The organism is Pseudomonas sivasensis (assembly GCF_013778505.1).
Lineage (GTDB): Bacteria > Pseudomonadota > Gammaproteobacteria > Pseudomonadales > Pseudomonadaceae > Aquipseudomonas > Aquipseudomonas sivasensis.
Genome location: NZ_JAAOWU010000017.1, coordinates 55798 through 73504, shown reverse-complemented (window position 1 = coordinate 73504; position 17707 = coordinate 55798). Strand labels below are relative to the sequence as shown.

Below are 17707 nucleotides of genomic sequence, written 5' to 3'. Positions count from 1 at the left end.
AAGTGGAGGATACCCTGAACCCGCCCCTGTGACCTATCGAAGGACCGAACCATGCTTATCGTCTTCAGCGGCTTGCCCGGCACCGGCAAGACCACGATTGCCCGCGAACTGGCACGCCGGTTCAATGCGGTTTACCTGCGCATCGATGTCATCGAGCAAGCGCTTCGCGATGCAGCTGTGGTGCCGGGCGCCAGCGGCTATGGCGTGGCGAACGCTCTGGGCTTGAGCAACTTGCAGTTGGGGCATACGGTGGTCGCCGACTGCGTGAACCCGGTGCAGGAAAGCCGCGCGGCGTGGCGAGCAACTGCCGCAACGGCGGGGGTGGCGTTGGTCGATATCCAAATCGTTTGCTCTGATACGCGTGAGCACCAACGCCGCGTCGAAAGCCGTGAGAGCGATATTCCAGGGCTAATTGCGCCGAGCTGGCAGTCGGTATTGGTTCATGAATACGAACCTTGGGATGACGCGCCATTGACGGTCGACACCGCCCAGATCGATGCGGCGCAGGCTGTTGAAAAGCTCCTCAAGCACTTGCGCCGTTGATTGCCGCGCAACAAAAGCGATCAAGTTGTTGATAACCATTATCAACCACCGCTAAACTCCGCGCCCTCTCACTTCCCAGTCTGTGCCACGCGGCACAGTCGCGCGCAGGCAGCTGACTCTCTTGGCGGATGAAAAACTCCAGCTTTACCTGACCCACCGGGCCGCGCTGCTGGACTATGCCACGCCCATCGTGGGCTGCCGCGCGCGCGCCGAGGACGTGGTGCAGGAAGCCTGGTTGCGTTTCAGCGGCCAGGATGAGCAGGCCGATATCCGCCACCCGGCCAGCTACCTGTACCGCATCGTGCGCAACCTTGCCCTGGACTTGACGCGCCGCACCGCCACCGAGCGGGTGCAGCCCGGTGGCGACGAATTGCTCAACGACTTGCCCTCCAGCAGCGCCTCCCCTGAGCGTGAAGTGAGCAGCCAGAATGAACTGGAAGCCATCTCCCGCGCCTTGGCCCAATTGCCCGAGCGCACCCGCCGCGCTTTTGAAATGCATCGGCTGGGCGGGTTCACGTTGCAACAGGTAGCCGCCGCTTTGGGGGTGTCGACTGCATTGGTGCATCAACTGGTTCACGACGCGCTGCGCCACTGCATGGACTGCCTGGAGGTGGACGATGACTGAGCGCACCGAAACTTTTCTGAAAAAAAACTCTGCTGATGCGTCTTTTGCGGTGAAGGGCGAATCCATGGGATCCTGCCCGCCGTTTTTTGCCTGCGGAGATACGCCATTCATGCCCACCGAGGATAGCGCCAACGCCCGCCGCGACCAGGCCCTCGACTGGCTGATGCGCGTGCAACAGGCCCCGCTGGATGCGGACCTGCGTGGGCAAGTGGCCGATTGGTGCGCAGCCAGCGAGGCCAATGCCAAGGCCTATCGCAAGGCTGAACGCGTATGGCAGTTGACTGGGCATGTAGCGCCGGTCAGCGCAGAACATTGGCCACAGCCCGCAGCGCCACTGCAGCCTTACACCGGCCGCCCGCGCCGGGTTCGACGCTGGGTCGCCGCTGCCATCGCGGCGTGTCTGGTGGTGGCGTTGGCGCCGAGCCTGCTGCTGCGCTGGCAAGCCGATTACCGCACCGGCGCTGGGGAAACCCGCGACATCACCCTCAGTGACGGCAGCGTGGTGCAACTCGACAGCCATTCGGCGATTGCCGTCGACATCGCCGACAATCACCGCGATGTGCGATTGCTGACCGGCCAGGCGTTTTTCAAGGTGACGCCGGACAAGAGCAAACCCTTTCATGTATTGACCACGACATTGCGCGTGACCGTGACCGGCACCGCGTTCAACGTCAATGCCACGCCGGATGATCCGAGCGTCGCCGTGCAACAAGGCTCGGTCAATGTCACCGATGCGCAAGCCCGCCGCACCCTCGCCAGCCTCGTGCCGGGGCAACGCCTCACCTTGCGCGCCGGGCGCGCCGAACTCGGCAGTTTTTCCCCCAGCCAGGCTGCTTCCTGGCGTCAGGGCCAGTTGATTGCCGATGACCTGCCGATCAACGAGGTACTGGAACAACTGCGCCGCTATACACCCGCCATCATTGTGCTGCGCGATAAGCAACTGGGTGCGCAGCGGGTCACGGGGGTTTACGACCTGCGCAAACCCAAGGCGGCGTTGCAGGCCGTGCTGCAACCCTACGGCGCAAAAGTCAGCGCCTACAGCCCGTGGCTGCTGGTGTTGAGCAAGTAATTTCCCGGCATTTAAAAATAATTCAGCTTTTTTCTGAAAATCCCCCGCGCTGTCCCGTCTTCTGTCCCGCGCGCAGCAATTGAGATTTATTCGTATTCATTGACTGGCCGGTTTTTTGTGCCGGCGCGGGGATCTTTGCATGACACACACCCTTCACCCGTTCGGTACGCCGGGCACGTGGCCGCTGCGCCTGAAAAAAGGTGCTGCCGCCAGCGTGCTCGGGCTTTGCTGCGCATTTGGCCCGCTGCCGCTGGCCCTGGCGCAACCCGATGCGCCCGCCTCGGGCCACGTGTTCAACATCCCGCCGCAGCCGCTGGCCGGCGCCTTGATCGCCTTCGGCCTACAGAGCGGCAAGCAAGTGAGCGTTGACCCGCAGCTGCTCAAGGGCGTGAGTTCCCCCGGTGTGAATGGCGACATGAGCAACGACGCTGCCCTCGCTTACCTGTTGCAAGGGACCGGCATCGGCTGGGGCTATCAGGATGGCGCGCTGGTATTCCATCGCCTGCCCAATGCCGCTGCTGGTGAACCCTTAATGCTGGACAGCACGGTGGTGCTGGGTTTCACCCAGGAAAACTCGTTCCAGGGCGCCACCGTTATTGATCAAAAGGCGATCCAGGCCTTCCCCGGCGCCAATGGCGACATCACCACGCTGCTGCAAATGCACCCCAGCGTGCAGTTCAGCGGTGCGCAGCAGAGTTCCAAGACCCCCGGAGAAATCGACCCGGCGGACATCAGCATCAACGGTGCCAAGTTCTACCAGAACAACTTCATGATCGACGGTATCTCGATCAACAACGACCTCGACCCCGGCGCCCACGGCTACGGCGAAACCCGTCAGTTCGATGCAGCACCGAGTCGCTCCCACGGCATCGCCCTGGACGCCGACCTGCTGCAGGAAGTGACGGTCTACGACAGCAACGTGCCCGCCGAATATGGGGGATTCAACGGTGGTGTAGTCGACGCTATCACCCGTCGGCCCACGCAGGCGCTGCACGGTAAATTCTCCTATTCCATGAGCCGGTCGGCGTGGACGAGTTACCACATCACCGAGAAAGACCAAGCTAACTTCGACAACGCATCCAACGAGCAATACCAGCCCGAGTTCGAGAAGACGACGCTGCGCGGCAGACTCGAAGGCCACCTGACCGAAGACTTCGGCGGCATCCTGAGCTTCTCGCAAAAGCGCTCGGTCATTCCGTTGAACACCTACACCGGGGGCTACAACAGCCCCACCGGCGAGAACACTCGGGACCAGACGCGTCAACTCGACAACTACATGGTCAAGTCCTACTGGAACGTCAACGACAGGCTCAGCCTCGACGGTTCATTTATCCAGGCGCCCCAGGAAAACACCTATTTCCGCGAAAACTACCGCAACGCTGATTTCACCAACATCAACGGCGGCTGGCAGGGCTCGGTCAAAGCCGTATGGGAAGGCGACACGGCGCGCTGGTCGCACACGCTGGCGGTCAGCGACCTCAACAGCTCGCGCCGCTCCGAATCCAATGACGCGATCGCCTGGTTCTACTCCACGACCAAAGACTGGGGTCGCCCGGAAACTACCAACTCCCGTAGTGGCGAGGGTGCCTATGGCAACCTGGACCAGACCCAGAGCAGCATCGACTACAAACTCAAGGCTGACTGGCAGGCCTTCAACTGGGCGGGCACCGAACACAAAGTGGTCACCGGTCTGCAACTGACCCGCACCCAAGCGACCTGGGAGCGGGAAAAAATGGCCACCTCCGCCACCATCAACAAGCGCGACAGCATTGCCACCTGCGCCAACAACGACAACCTGTGTTCCATCGGTACGCTGCTCAACGGGTCCACCCGCCAGTGGGCGGGTACGCGCCTGGAGTACGGCGCCGGCAAGATCGACCTGACGGAAAACAAATACGCAGTGTTCGTCGAAGACGCGATGCAGATCGGCAAGCTCGGCCTGCGTCCGGGGTTACGCCTGGAAGGCGACGACTACATGCAACAACAGAACCTGGCCCCACGTTTTGCCGGTGACTACGACTTCTTCGGTGACCGCAGTACCGTGCTGGTATTCGGCGTCAACCGCTACTACGGCCGCAACCTGTTCAAATACCGCCTGGCCGACGGTCGCCAGGGTTTTAACACGCTCTACACCCGCACCACCCAAGACGGCGCGTGGCGTTCCACTCAAGTGGAAAACCTGAACAAGCTGACCGACCTCAAGGTCCCCTACGATGACGAATGGACCCTGGGGCTTGATCAGGTTTGGCTCGACACCGACTTTCGCCTCAAGTACGTGCACCGCGAAGGCAAGGACAAAATCGTCAAGGCCTCCTCTCGCGTGCTGGGCCTTGGAGCACAAGCCGGCTATGACAGCATCTACTACACCTACACCAACCAAGCTTCCAGCGAGAGCGATAACATCAGCCTGACCATCACCCCCAAAGGGGAATTCAATTGGCAAGGCACCCGCACCAGCGTGCAAGCAGCCTTTGACTGGTCACGCACCAAAGACGCCTACGGCACTTACGAGTCAGGTATCGACGCCGATGAATTCGCCGATGCTGACGTGATCTACGACGGCAAGCGCATGGCCTATAGCGACCTGCCTGCCAGCGACTTCAATCGCCCCTGGACAGCCCGCCTGACCACCATCACCGAGATCCCGCAGTGGAACCTCACCGTCAGTAACTTCCTGCGCTATCGCGGTCCCTACGAACAGATCGTCAGTACCAGCAAAACCGTGACCGTCGACGGCGATGACCTGGCGGTGTACGACGCCGCGACTGTCAAGGCCGCCCCCACGTGGGACATGCGCATCAGTTGGGAAATCCCCACAGGCAAGGAGCAGGCGCTGTTCGCCGCGGTGGACATCACCAACGTCACCGACCACGTCAACGAGATCGTCGGCAGTGGCAGCTCGACCGTCACCTATGAAGTCGGCCGCCAATATTGGCTCGAAGTCGGCTACCGCTTCTAACCAGCCACCTGATTAGCCTGGAACCCTTGATGAATAAGTTACTTGCAGGCCTGCTCGGCCCACTGCTGCTGTGCGCCTGCGCATCGCCCGTCACCCAAGAACCGCTGCCGTGGGCGCCCCAGGTGGTGCGCGGCCAACTGGCCAATGGCTTGGAATACCGCTTGGTGCAGGACAGCACCCAAACCGGCCGCCTGGACCTGCGCCTGACCGTGCGCGCCGGCTCGGTGGATGAAGACGACGACCAGGTGGGCGTGGCCCATATGCTCGAACACCTGACCTTCCGCAGCCGTGCGGGCCAAGCCAGCGACCTGCGTGCGCAGATGACCGCGTTGGGTTGGGTGCAGGGCCGCAACTACAACGCCATGACCAGCTATGACCGCACCCAGTACCTGCTCAGCCCCATGGCCGGTACCACGCAAACACCCATAGCCTTGGAAAAGCTTGCGCAACTGGTGTTCGCGGGTGATTACAACGCCGCAGACCTTGAGCGCGAACGCCCCATCGTCATCGAAGAATGGCGCGGCGGCCTTGGCGTGGCCCAACGCATGAATGACCAACGCGCGGCCACTCAACGAGTGGGTTCGCGTTACCCGCAACATCGCACCATCGGCAATGAAACGGCGATCCGCGAAGCGTCGCTCGGTGCCTTGCAGCGCTTTCAACAGCGTTGGTACGTACCCAATAACATGGTGTTGTCGGTGGTCGGCGACTTCGAGCCACAGCAGTTGACGCAGCAGATCCAGCAGGCCTTTGGCACCCCCCCCGCCAAGGCACTACCGGAACGTGAACACCGCGAACTGCCTCTCGATAACCAGCTCAAAATCTTCCGCCTGCAAGACCCGCAAACCGGCAGCAACCAAGTGTCCCTGCTGTTTCGCCTGCACGAACCGGACAGCCGTGGCATCACGGCCGAAGCCAGCCGCGAGCGTTTGGTCGACCGCATGGCCCTGTCGGCGCTGTTGGCCCAGTTACGCCGCCAACCCCTGCCAACCGGCGTGCGCAGCCTTACGACGCAGAAGACCTTGATCGGCGAGTATTCCAGCGTACTGGGCGTCGCGGCCGGTGTTGACGGTGCTCATCATGACGATGCCCTGAGGCAGCTGCTGACCGAGTTGGAGCGTGTGCGCCAACACGGGTTGACTGCGCAGGATCTGGACCGGGAACGGAGCAAAATCCGCTTATTGGCAGACGCCATGCTGGCCAAGGATGAGTCGCGCACCTTCGAGCAATGGGTGACTTCGCTCAACGATGCAGCCGTGCAGAACCGCCCCGTCGTCGCGCCGCATCAGATAGCCCAGCGCACGCTTAACGCGCTGGACACCATCGACCTCGCAGCCCTCAATGCCCGCCTGAACCGTTGGCTGAACAGCCCCGACCAAGTGCTGCAATTCACCGCGCCGGGCAACCGTGTGGTGCGCCTGCCGACGGTGGACGATGTGCAACAGTTGCGCGCGTCCATTGCCCACTCATCACTGGCAGCGCCGCAGTCGGCCCCGCCGGTGGCACCGCCTGCTGCCACCTTCACACTGCCATCGGCTGGTGCACCCGGTTCGGTGCTGGGCAAACGCAGCTTTACCGCTGAACAGGTCGAGCACTGGCAACTGAGCAACGGTGATCGCCTGGTCTGGCTGCGCCGCAATGCCGAAGACGGCCAATGGCGACTGCAAGCCGAATCGTCCGCCGGTTACGAGCGCCGCGACGTACCCGCCTGGCGCCTGCAAATGGCGGCGCAACTGGGCAACCAGAGTGGCGCGCCAGGATTGGAGGCGTGGCGTAAACAGCACAAGGCAACCTTGAGCCTTGAACAAAGTGCTACGCGCCTGCAATTAAGCGCCCGCTCAAACGCCTCGATTGTCGCCCTGACCACACTGCTGCAAAGCTATCGCCAGAGCCAGGTGGGCGCGCCGATCGATGACGAACTGTTCAGCGCTGCCCGCGATGATCTGCTGACCCGCGTGAGCACCCGACCCGACGCCATCGCCGCTGCCCGACGTGAACTGCGCTACGGCGTCGACACCTGGCAAGCCCCTGATCAACACGCCTTGGAGGCATTGCAATCAAGCACCCTGAACGAGGACTGGCAGCAGCTCACGCAGGCCCCGGTCACCTACTACCTGATGGCGGACATGGATCCGGCGCACCTGGCAAAAGCCCTGGTCGAGCAACTGGCCAATATCCCGCGCGGCGTTGCCCAACCCGGCCGCCCTGCCCTGCAAAAACCCGGTCAACGCCGCGCCGACATCGCCGTAGCCCTGGAACCTCGCGTGGTACTCGAAGCCAACAGCTTCAGCGAACAGCCATGGACGCCCGAAGCGGCGGCCCGTGTCGCAGCCCTGCGTGAACTGGCCAACCAGCAGCTCAAGCAACGCCTGCGTGGCGAGGCGTCCGGCGTCTACCGCCTGCGCTTCGACAGCGAACTGAACCCCGACACCCAGCGCATCGAAAGCCAGTTGAGCTTCACCTGCGACCCCCAACGCGCCGACGAACTGTGGGCGCTGGCCCAGCAGACTCTGGCGCAGTTAGGCCGTTCGGTGGATGCGAAATGGGTCACTGACGAACGCATGGAACTGCGCCGTCAGGAGCGAAAGCGCTTGCTCGATCCCACCACCCAATGGCGCCGCCTGTTGCTCAGCGAACGCCAATGGCAAGACCCGCGCTACCTGAGCCGCCAGACCCGTTTGCCGGACGGCCTGCGACTGGAATTGCTCAAACCCTTGGCCAGCCAGTTGTTCCCGGCGAATAACCAAGTGCTGCTGCGCGTCCTGCCAAAGGTGGATGCCCCTTGAAGAGCCTGCGTACGTTCTACCGCCTGGCCGCGCCGTTCTGGCGCCAGGGCTCGCAGTGGCTGGGCTGGCTGATGCTGGTCAGCATCATCGGCATGGGCCTGTTGATCGTACAGATCAATGTCTTGATCAACGCCTGGAGCAAAAGCTTCTACGACACCCTCGGCGCATTCGACACGCCTGCGCTGTACGCGCTGATGGGCCGCTACGTGATTTACCTCGGCGCCTATGTGCTGATCGTCGTCGCCCTGGACTGGGTGCGCAAAGCCTTGGTGCTGCGTTGGCGCCAGGCCATGACCGAGCAGTTCACCCATGCCTGGCTCGCTGACCAGGCCTTCTACCGCCTGGGCCTGAACGGCGAGCCGGACAACCCCGACCAGCGCATCAGCGAGGACGTGGATATCGTTGCCGACCTGAGTGTGGAGTTGGTGGCATCGTTCATCATCAACATGGCCCAGGTCGGTGCTTTCATGAGCATTCTCTGGCAACTGTCGGGGGTGCAGACGTTCAGCGTCGGCGAATACAGCATCACACTGTCGGGCTACCTGGTGTGGATTGTGGTGCTCTACACCCTGGCCGGCAGCTTGATCACCCACTGGGTCGGCCGTCCGCTGCACCGCCTGAACGTGGACCGCCAGCACTATGAAGCTGACTTTCGTGCCAGCCTGCTGCGCAAGCGTGAACACGCCGAACAGATCGCCCTGTACCGGGGCGAGGCGGTGGAGCGCGCGCACCTGGCTGAGCGTTTCCAGGCGATTGCGCACAACTGGCGGCAACTGATGGGCCGCGAGCGTAACCTCAGCCTGTTTACCGTCAGCTATGAACGGGTCAGCCTGATCATTCCGGTGTTTGCCGCCCTGCCCGCGTTTCTGGCCAAGACCATCACGTTAGGCGGATTGATGCAGATCCGCAGCGCGTTTGGCGCGGTGCAAGGCTCCCTCAGTTGGTTTATCAAGCTGTACCCGAAGTTGATGCGCTGGAGTTCGGCGGTGGAACGGCTGGGGCAGTTTGAACACGCCATCGCCGCCAGCCGCTGCCAGGCCCAGGCACCGGTGATTGGCGACTGCCTGTGCGTCAGCGGCCTGGATGTACTGCGCCCTGACGCGGGCCTGCTGCTGGGCGATGTGTCAGTACAAGTGGCTCAGGGGGAGTGGCTATTGATTGCCGGCCGCAGTGGTATCGGCAAATCCACGTTGCTGCGCACCTTGCAGGGCATCTGGCCGTATTGCCGGGGCGGCTGGCAATTGCCGCCAGGGCGCAGCCTTTTGCTGCCGCAGAAGCCTTATCTGCCGAGCATGCCGCTGCGTCAGTTGCTGGCTTACCCTGCGGTTGAAGTGCCGAGTGGCGTGCGCTTGGTTGCCGTGCTGCTACAGGTGGGGTTGCCGGGGTTGGTAAAGCGCCTGGACGAACAAGGTGAATGGGCGCGGGAACTGTCGGGCGGTGAACAACAGCGCATCGGTCTGGCGCGCGCGCTGCTGTATGCGCCGGATACGTTGTACCTGGATGAAGCGACCAATCAGCTGGATGAAGCCAGTGCGCATGCCCTATTGGTGCTGGTGCGTGAGCAATTGCCTGAATGCACAGTGATTGGCATCAGTCATCAGGTGGCGCTGGCGCCACTGTTTGATCGCACCTGGTCCCCTGAAACGGCACAAAACGCTGGGGTTGTGGCAGGTTTTGAGGCTGCTGCGCAGCCCAGCGCGGGACAAGCCCGCTCACCACAGAAAGAGCACTGACCGGGGACTAGAGCACGCTGCCCATCGCCTTCATCAACACCAGGTCCCGCGCGTAAATATCCGGCGCGTAGACCAACCCTCCCTGGCGGTCGACTTCGACCGTCCAGTAACCAAGCAACACCGGCACCGGTGTGGACAGCCTGAATTCATGGGTCACGCCAGTGGCCAGCAGTTCATCGGTGCGCGCGCGTTCGGCCGGGCTGACCAGCAGATCGCGCAGCAACAACGGTTGTTCCACCCGCACGCAACCGGAGCTGAATGCGCGAGGGCCTTTGGTGAACAGCGGCTGGCTCGGGGTGTCGTGCAGGTATACCGAGTACGGGTTGGGAAAGCGCATCACGATCTTGCCCAACGGGTTGCGCGGCCCGGCTTCCTGGCGCAGCAGGATATTGCCGGGGCGCGCCCAGTCGATCTGCTCGGGCGCCAGCGGGTGGCCTTCGGCGTCGAGCACTTGCAGGTTTTGCTGGCGCAGGTATTCAGGGTTCAGGCGGATGGCCGGGAGTTTATCCTCGCGCATGATGGTCGGCGGGATCGTCCAGGTGGGGTTGAGCGTCAGCCGGGTGATGCGGGATTTGAGCAGCGGCGTCTGGCGTTCGGCGCGGCCCACTTGCAGGCGGGTTTGCCACACCGGGATGCCGCTCTGGTACACGCTCAATTGCGCGGCGGCGACGTTGACCAGCACGCCTTCGGGCTCCAGGTCCTGGGCCAGCCAGCGGAAGCGTTCAAGGTTGATGCGCAGTTGCTCGCGGCGCATGGCCGGGCTGATGTTGAGTTCGGCCACGGTGCCGGCGCCGATCACACCGTCCGATTGCAAGGAGTGGCTGACCTGGAAAGCCTTCACCGCCGTGACTAATTCAGGACGGTATTGCTTGCCGACGCCCTTAGGTTCGCTGGGCAGATAACCGCCGCTGTAGAGCCGCCGCGCCAGTTCCGGAACGCGTGGGTCTTCCATGCCGGGACGCAACAACGGGCCGCTGCCAACCGCCTCCCAATGGGGCAATGGCTGCTGGCGCACCGTGGAATAGGCATTGCGCAGGCTGCGGTACAAATCTGCGCTGGGGCGGGCCTGGTCGAACGCTTGCGCCATGTCATTCAAGCCGATGGCGGCAAAGGCCAGCACGTCGGTGTTGGGATCGCGGGTGGGAGGCTGGGAATGCCACAGCGGTTCGAAGCGCGATTGCTGCAGCCGGCCGAAGTGCAAGTCCTGGAGGGCTTGCAGGTAGTGTTGGCTGCTGTCGATATCGCTGCACAGTACGTTTTGCGTGGCGTGCGGCGCGGGCAGACTATAGTGGGTGGGATCCAGGCCATCGTCGGCAAGCATCAGCAATTGCGTTTGGAGTGCTTGGCGGCGCGTCTCGTCCGACCATAACGGTGCATCGCCTTGCTGCTGATAGAACGCTTGCAGGCGCGCAAGGGCTGGCGCGTCGATCTGCGGCGCCAGGCCTGGGCAAACACTGGGCAACTGCGCCAGGGCTTGTTGCAACGGGGCCAGGTCCACCGGCGCGGGGGTCGTGACCGGCAGCGGTTCCACCGGCAGCGCATCCGCTGTGGCGACCAATGGTGCAACGAGCAGGCAAATGCTCAAGTAACATGCGTGTTTTTTGAACAATGGCTTGGCTCCAATCCACAGTGGGGGAGATGTACTGTAGATGCTGACTTTTATGTATCGCCTGGGGATCGCCTTGAGTTTGGCTGTATTGAGCAATTCTGCGCTCGCCGCCAATGGCAACCCTCCTTCCTTGTATAGCAGCCTGGCGCGCTCGGCTCCAGAACTCAATCCCACTGTGCTGAAAAGTGCCCTGAGCGCGATGCAGTGCGCAGTCAGCAATGGCGAGGAACGCTCCGAGCGCCTGGCCGTGATTGACTATTCTCAGCCGTCGACCGCCCGTCGGCTGTGGATCTTCGACCTGCGCAAGAAAACCCTGGTGCTGCGCGACCTGGTGGCCCACGGCGCCAAGTCCGGAGAGAACTTCGCCACCCAGTTCTCCAACACCGAAGGCAGCCATCAATCCAGCCTGGGCCTGTTCCGCACCCAGGAAAGTTACCTGGGCACCCACGGTTACTCGCTGCGCATGGACGGCCTGGAGCCGGGGTTCAATGACCAGGCCCGTGATCGCGCCATCGTGATTCACGCCGCCGACTACGTAAGCCCGCTGTGGAGCAAGCGCGAAGGCCGTATCGGCCGCAGCCAGGGTTGCCCGGCGGTGCGCCCGCAGGTGGCGCGCCAGGTGGTGGATAAACTCAAGGACGGGCAGTTTATGTTTTCGTGGTACCCCGACCAGCGCTGGTTGAAGTCCTCGACGTACCTCAATTGCAAACCCCAACAGGTGGCAAGTAGTCGTACAATCCGTGGCGGTTAGCCTGTCCCCACAGATAAAAGAGAGCGTTCAATGCTTCTACACCAATCGACCTGGATCGAGATCGGGCAGTTTCTGGAGCGCAGTCGCACGGTGGTGATCCCCATCGGCTCCAACGAGCAGCACGGCCCGACCGGTCTGCTGGGCACCGACTGGATGTGTCCGGAAATCATCGCCGTTGAGGCGCAAAAAAACGCCGACATCCTGATCGGGCCGACCTTCAATATCGGTATGGCCCAGCATCACCTGGGTTTCCCCGGCACCATTTCCTTGCGCCCTTCCACCTTTATCGCCGCGATTGGCGATTGGGTGCGTTCGCTGGCCGGGCATGGTTTCGACAAGATCCTGTTCCTCAACGGCCATGGCGGGAATATCGCAACCATCGAGGCGGCGTTTTCCGAGCTGTACGCCGAAGCCAGTTTTGCCCGTCGACCCGCCGGCTTCGCCCTGAAGCTGGTGAACTGGTGGGACCTGGAAGGCGTCAGTGACCTGGCCCACCGCCAATTTCCGGTAGGCCACGGCAGTCATGCCACGCCGTCAGAGATCGCGGTGACGCAGTGGGCGTATCCGGACTCGATCAAGTCGGCCGACTATTCGCCGCAGATCGCCAACACCGGTCCGATCCGCGAAGCCCTGGACTTCCGTGCACGCTTCCCCGATGGACGCATGGGCTCGGACCCGGCGCTGGCGACGGTGGAGAAAGGCGGTGAATTGGTGGCGTTGGCGGCTCAAGGGCTGGTCAAGACCGTCAACAGTTTCAGCAACGAAGCCAAAGCCTAGGTCGAGTACACATCAACCTGTGGGGAGGGGCGGCTTCGCAGCCCAGCGCAGGGCAAGCCTGCTCACCACAGCAAGCCTCCTCCCACATTGGATGTGTGTGCTACTTACATTCCTGCGCCGCCAACTCCAGTCGCGACGGGGTTAACGCCGACGCCAGCGGCTTGCGCTCATACAGGAACACCTTGGCGCCCTCTCCAGCCTTGTAGGCTTCCAGCACATCGTCGGCCGCAATCTTACTGGTCAACACCGCGCGGGCGTGGCGCGAGTTCTGGGTCACGGTCGACGTAATCCCGTGTTTTTCCAGCTTGGGCAAGACGCATTGGAAATAGGCGTCAGGGCCTTTGCTGGTTTGCAGGGTCAAGGTTGGAGTGTTTGGGGCAGAGACACAGCCGGCCATCAACAGAGCCGTAGCCGGTACAAAAAAAGAGCGCATGAAAAAATCCTGATATTGAATATAAACGTTCACATCAACCGGCACGTACCAGCGCCTTGAGCGACGCATCAAACTGCTTCAAAGCATCCAACTGCACATCCCGCTGCTGCTCGATCTGCGCGGCAATTTCCGGCGCGTCTTTGTCACGGACCCACACCGACGGCACCTGTTTGTGCACCGAGCCTTCGGCCTTGGCGATGTATTGCAGGTCGGCGTCATAGAACCGCGCAATAAAGCGCGCCTCGACCTGATCGTTACGCTGGGTGAGCAGTTGATTATGGGTATCGAGCATCACCACTACATCGGGATGAGCCTGCACCAAGGCATCCAGGTTGTCGTAGACGGTCACCGACAAAAAGGCGCCCTGCAGCGAACTCATCAACCAATCAATGGCCAACTCCGGGTCGGAGCTGTTGACGAACGCCTGGCGTATACGCCCGTCGAGGGCATCCTTGGCGCCATTCAAGGCCATATCGTGGTAGCGTTCCAGATAGCTGAGGTTGTCGCGAGTATTGTCGCTCAACAACACACCTACTGACTGCGTGTGCTGCAGGGAGTTTACGCTACCGGCGATGGGTAGCAAATGGCCTGTACGCAGTTCGCCAGCGATGGCCGCGTTGCTCACTGCCACCGTACCCAGCATCAGAATCATTAGACCAAGCTGAATAATCGTCCTCATCGCGCATTTCCTTGAACAGCGTCTCGATGAAAGGATTTTGCGCTTTCCGTGCGAAAACAGAACTTGCGTTGCGTGATGGTGACTATTATCTGAAGCGATAGTGTTGCGATAAAACCGATAAGGAGCCGCCATGAAGCCCCACCAGAAAACCTTCGACCGCATCCGTGAAGCCGTCTTGCCGGAATTTCGCGAGCGGGTCGCCGATTACCTGGTCGACTATGAAACCGTGCTGCAGGACATCAACGCCGACGCCGACCAAGTCTGTGCCAGCGCCCAACAACTGCGCGGTTACCTGCGCGGCTTGAACACCACGCGGGTGCTGGGCATGGCCGATTGGGAAGACCTGGATCGGCGTGTGGAACACATCACCGCAAACGCTACAGCGCAGGACGTTGCTGATTGACCCATTCCTGCACCGACGGCCGCTGCCACTGACGCTGGGCATACGCCACCAACTCAGCCGGTACGCGGTCGCCGTTGAGGATCAGGCGGTTGAGCATGATCGCCAGATCCACATCAGCAATCGACCACTCACCGAACAGGTTCGTCGGGTTACCCGCCAACAACGCCTGCGCCCCAGTGATCAACCGCTTGGCGGCCGCTTCGGCCACGGGTGACAACGGCGGCATCTGCTGGCCGTAGAACACCACCAGCGTGGAACGCTCCTGACGAATTGGCAGCAAATCACTGCGCAACCACGCCTGTACCTGCCGCGCCCTCGCCCGCTGCTTTGGATCGGCCGGGTACACCGCTGTCCCAGGGTAGGCCTCTTCCAGATACTCGGTGATCGCCGAAGATTCCGACAACGCAAAGTCACCTTCCACCAGGGTTGGCACCCGTTGGGTCACAGACAGCCGGGCGAAATCGGCGGTCTGGTTTTGCGCGGCATCCAGGTCCAAGGTAACCAGTTCGAAGGCCAGGCCCTTTTCCCGCAGGGTGACGAACACCGACATCGCGTAGGGGCTGGTGAACAGCGAATCAACGTATAGGCGCAACGGGCTCTGGCTCATGGGCAATCTCCTTGAATGAGCCCTCACGCTACGAGATGTGCGCGGATAAAGACAATGCAGGGTTTTTATGGGGGCATTCCTGGCGGGAATACTGCTTAAAACGCCTGAATATCGACCTCTCCCGTGTAGGGCTGCCGGTGGGTGCCTACACGTCCTTTATAGATCGGTATTGGGTGGGCGTCAGGCGTCTGGCGCCCCCCAAACACGTTCGACAGGGGACCGTGTTTACCCTTTAGAAGTCCACCGTTGCCGATAGCTTCACCGTGCGTGGCTCGCCCTGGGTCAGGTAGTTATTGGCGGTCGACGCCGACGCCCAGTACGCCTTGTTCGAGACATTCTCGACGTTGGCGCGCAAGGTGATGAACTTGTCGTCGGCCTTGAAGCCATAACGCGCACCGAGGTCAACACGGGTCCAGGCCGGAATGCTGAGTGTGTTGTCAGCGTTGACGTACTCGCCGCCGGTGCGCAGCAGCCGTGCGTTAACCGCAGCGCCCTGGATGCCCGGAATGTCCCAATCGGCGCCCACATTGAACTGAAAACGCGGCACACCGGCGGCGCGATTGCCGTCAGTGAGGCCGTTGGCAGTGCGCTTCAACTCGGTGTTCATCCAGGTCGCACCGGCCAGCACGCGCAGGCCGTCGAGGGGTTCGCCGAAGACGTTGAGCTCCACACCTTTGTTGATCTGCTGACCGTCGACGCTGAAGTTATTGGTGCCATTGGCGTTGGTGTTGGTCGCACTGTTCGGCTGTTCGATGCGGTAGACGCCGAGGGTAGCGCCATAGCTGTCCCAATCGAACTTGACCCCGGCTTCAGTCTGTTTGCTGCGGTTGGGCGCAAAGACTTCGCCGGGATTGGTGACGTTGGTCAGCGGCGCCGTCGGACCTTGGGCCAAGCCTTCGATACGGTTGGCGTAGAACGCCACATGCTCCCAAGGCTTGACCACCAGGCCATAAACCGGCGTGGTGATCGACTCGGCATAGTTGGCACTGCGCACGCCGGTGGTGGTGTTCCAGGCGTCCACTTCGATGGTCTGGCGGCGCACGCCCAACGTCAGCAATACGCGATCGTCGATAAAGCCCAAGGTGTCGGACACCGCAGCACTCTTGATGCGGTTTTTGCCAACGATGCGTGGGTCGTGCACATCGCTGCCGAAATAGGTGACGGTCGGGCGCGCTATCTGGGTCGGGTTGTACAGATCGCCGGGCTTGCGATTGCCCCGCAGGATCGCTTCAAACGCCGAACGCTGTTCGCCCCAGACTCCCGACAAACCGACGTTCATCTGATGGGTCACCGGCCCAGTGCTGAAGTGCCCGTTCAAACCGGCCATGGCACTCTTGTTGTCTTCATCATGGGGCGAATACAAAAAGCCCACTTGCCCGGCACCGTTGTTGCCCACATACAACGACGAATACTGACCATTCTCCCGCGTGTGCTTGGCGCCGCCGCCCACGTACGCCGTCCAGTTGTCATTGAGGTCGTACTCGGCATTGAACATGCCGTAGGTGTCTTCCAACTCCGACCAGCTCCAGTCCTGGGCGTAGTTGTGTTTCGCCGATGGCGCCTTCGGCACTTGGGTACCTGTGGGGTAGACCACCGAGCGGCCGCTGTTGATACGCTCTTTCTGGTAGCCGAAATCGGTGGACATGCGCAGGCGCTCGCCACGGTAATCCAAGGCAATGGCGATCAGTTGTGAGCTTTTGAATTCATCCTCGATGGCCGTGTCACCGCCGTGTTTGGCCAGGTTGACCCGCGCACCGAAACGGTTGTCTTCGCCAAAGCGCTGGCCCAGGTCGAGGTGCCCACCGGCCTGGCCGTCGGTGGTGGTGTCGAGGCTGATGCTGCGGGTCGCGGTGTCTTCGGCGCGCTTGGGCACCAGGTTGACGCTGCCGCCAATCCCGCTGCCCGCCGGCGATACGCCGTTGACGAAGGCGTTGGGGCCTTTGAACAACTCCACACGCTCAAGGGCCTCGGTGGTGACGATCTGCCGGGGCAGCACGCCATAGAGGCCGTTGAAGGCAATGTCATCGGTGTTCAGTGGCAGGCCGCGGATGGTAAACACTTGGGAGAAGTTACCGAACCCGGAGGACTGGCGCACCGACGCGTCATTGAGCAACACGTCACCCACGGTGCGCGCCTGCTGGTCGGCGATGGTTTTGGAGGTGTAGCTGACCACGCTGAACGGCACGTCATTGATCGAGCGATTGCCCAACACACCCAGGCGCGCCGAACGCGCTACCTGGCCACCGCCATAGGTGTCCACCTCTGCCCCACTCGTTTCGGCGCTGATGGTGGTGGCGCCCAGTTGCAGCACGTCGCCAGTGGCCTCGGGCACCACGGTGTAGCCGCCGCTGCCGGTGCTTTGCACGGTGTAGCCACTGCCCTGGAGCAGTTGCATGAAACCCGATTGCGCAGTGTAGCTGCCTTGCAGGCCCGGACTCTGTTGGTCATTGAGCAGCGCGGAATCAAACGACAGCGGCACACCGGATAACGCCGCGAACTGCGCCAACACATTGCCCAAGGGCCCCGGCGCGAGGGCATAGCTGCGCGCGGCGCCCGCGACTGTCTCTGCTGCCATGGCGCTGTGCAGCGGTGCGAGAGTGGCAAGCGCAACAGCCAGGCTCAGCGCCTTGAGGGGACGGGGGCAAACGAGGTGCAGTCTGGCGTTCATGGGCGTTCCTGTCGGCGCGGTGCAACGTTGAGGGTTCTCCCCTACACCGGACGACAACGAAAAAG

14 protein-coding genes are annotated in these 17707 nt (G+C 62.0%); 9 read left to right on the top strand and 5 right to left on the bottom strand.

Annotated elements, in window-relative coordinates:
• The first annotated feature begins 51 nt into the window (after nucleotides 1–51).
• From G9Q84_RS23370 to G9Q84_RS23345, 6 genes are all read left to right on the top strand, one after another.
• Nucleotides 52–543 carry a P-loop nucleotide/nucleoside kinase family protein gene (locus tag G9Q84_RS23370; RefSeq protein WP_122681818.1) on the top strand — a complete coding sequence of 164 codons (492 nt, stop codon included), beginning with the start codon at nucleotides 52–54 and terminating at the stop codon, nucleotides 541–543.
• A gap of 121 nt (nucleotides 544–664) precedes the next feature.
• Entirely contained in the window at nucleotides 665–1168 is a 504-nt protein-coding gene (locus G9Q84_RS23365) for a sigma-70 family RNA polymerase sigma factor (protein ID WP_032889474.1), read from the top strand.
• 109 nt (nucleotides 1169–1277) lie between these two features.
• Nucleotides 1278–2237 (top strand): FecR family protein, encoded by a 960-nt coding sequence (locus tag G9Q84_RS23360; RefSeq protein ID WP_181644174.1) that lies wholly within the window; start codon nucleotides 1278–1280, stop codon nucleotides 2235–2237.
• A 139-nt stretch (nucleotides 2238–2376) separates the two neighbouring features.
• Nucleotides 2377–5196: a TonB-dependent receptor gene (locus G9Q84_RS23355; protein ID WP_099602235.1), complete on the top strand. Its 2820-nt coding sequence runs from the start codon at nucleotides 2377–2379 to the stop codon at nucleotides 5194–5196.
• A 29-nt stretch (nucleotides 5197–5225) separates the two neighbouring features.
• Complete coding sequence (locus G9Q84_RS23350; RefSeq protein ID WP_181644173.1) at nucleotides 5226–7982, top strand: M16 family metallopeptidase; 2757 nt, start codon at nucleotides 5226–5228, stop codon at nucleotides 7980–7982.
• The gene (locus G9Q84_RS23345; protein ID WP_181644172.1) at nucleotides 7979–9715 is read left to right on the top strand and encodes an ABC transporter ATP-binding protein/permease; all 1737 of its coding nucleotides are present in this window, start codon (nucleotides 7979–7981) and stop codon (nucleotides 9713–9715) included. Before G9Q84_RS23350 ends, G9Q84_RS23345 begins: the two co-directional genes overlap by 4 nt.
• Nucleotides 9716–9722: 7 nt before the next feature.
• On the opposite strand, the gene G9Q84_RS23340 is transcribed toward G9Q84_RS23345, so the two are convergent.
• On the bottom strand, nucleotides 9723–11324 hold the full coding sequence (locus G9Q84_RS23340; RefSeq protein ID WP_099602232.1) for a L,D-transpeptidase family protein: 1602 nt from the start codon (nucleotides 11322–11324) through the stop codon (nucleotides 9723–9725).
• Between the two features lie 40 nt (nucleotides 11325–11364).
• On the opposite strand from G9Q84_RS23340, the gene G9Q84_RS23335 reads away from it, so the two are divergent.
• The gene (locus G9Q84_RS23335) at nucleotides 11365–12075 is read left to right on the top strand and encodes a murein L,D-transpeptidase catalytic domain family protein (protein ID WP_032889480.1); all 711 of its coding nucleotides are present in this window, start codon (nucleotides 11365–11367) and stop codon (nucleotides 12073–12075) included.
• A gap of 30 nt (nucleotides 12076–12105) precedes the next feature.
• Nucleotides 12106–12852 (top strand): creatininase family protein, encoded by a 747-nt coding sequence (locus G9Q84_RS23330; protein WP_099602230.1) that lies wholly within the window; start codon nucleotides 12106–12108, stop codon nucleotides 12850–12852.
• A gap of 100 nt (nucleotides 12853–12952) precedes the next feature.
• Here the strand turns inward: G9Q84_RS23330 and G9Q84_RS23325 are convergent, their stop codons facing one another.
• Complete coding sequence (locus tag G9Q84_RS23325; protein ID WP_095185009.1) at nucleotides 12953–13285, bottom strand: hypothetical protein; 333 nt, start codon at nucleotides 13283–13285, stop codon at nucleotides 12953–12955.
• Nucleotides 13286–13319: 34 nt separating this feature from the next.
• On the bottom strand, nucleotides 13320–13964 hold the full coding sequence (locus G9Q84_RS23320; RefSeq protein WP_032889485.1) for a hypothetical protein: 645 nt from the start codon (nucleotides 13962–13964) through the stop codon (nucleotides 13320–13322).
• A 130-nt stretch (nucleotides 13965–14094) separates the two neighbouring features.
• On the opposite strand from G9Q84_RS23320, the gene G9Q84_RS23315 reads away from it, so the two are divergent.
• Nucleotides 14095–14367, top strand: coding sequence for a hypothetical protein (locus G9Q84_RS23315; RefSeq protein WP_032889487.1), 273 nt, complete (start codon nucleotides 14095–14097; stop codon nucleotides 14365–14367).
• Here the strand turns inward: G9Q84_RS23315 and yfcF are convergent.
• Nucleotides 14342–14974 (bottom strand): glutathione transferase, encoded by a 633-nt coding sequence (gene yfcF / locus G9Q84_RS23310; RefSeq protein ID WP_099602229.1) that lies wholly within the window; start codon nucleotides 14972–14974, stop codon nucleotides 14342–14344. The two genes, G9Q84_RS23315 and yfcF, sit on opposite strands and share 26 nt — an antisense overlap.
• A gap of 232 nt (nucleotides 14975–15206) precedes the next feature.
• Nucleotides 15207–17642 (bottom strand): TonB-dependent receptor, encoded by a 2436-nt coding sequence (locus G9Q84_RS23305; protein WP_181644171.1) that lies wholly within the window; start codon nucleotides 17640–17642, stop codon nucleotides 15207–15209.
• Nucleotides 17643–17707: the final 65 nt, after the last annotated feature.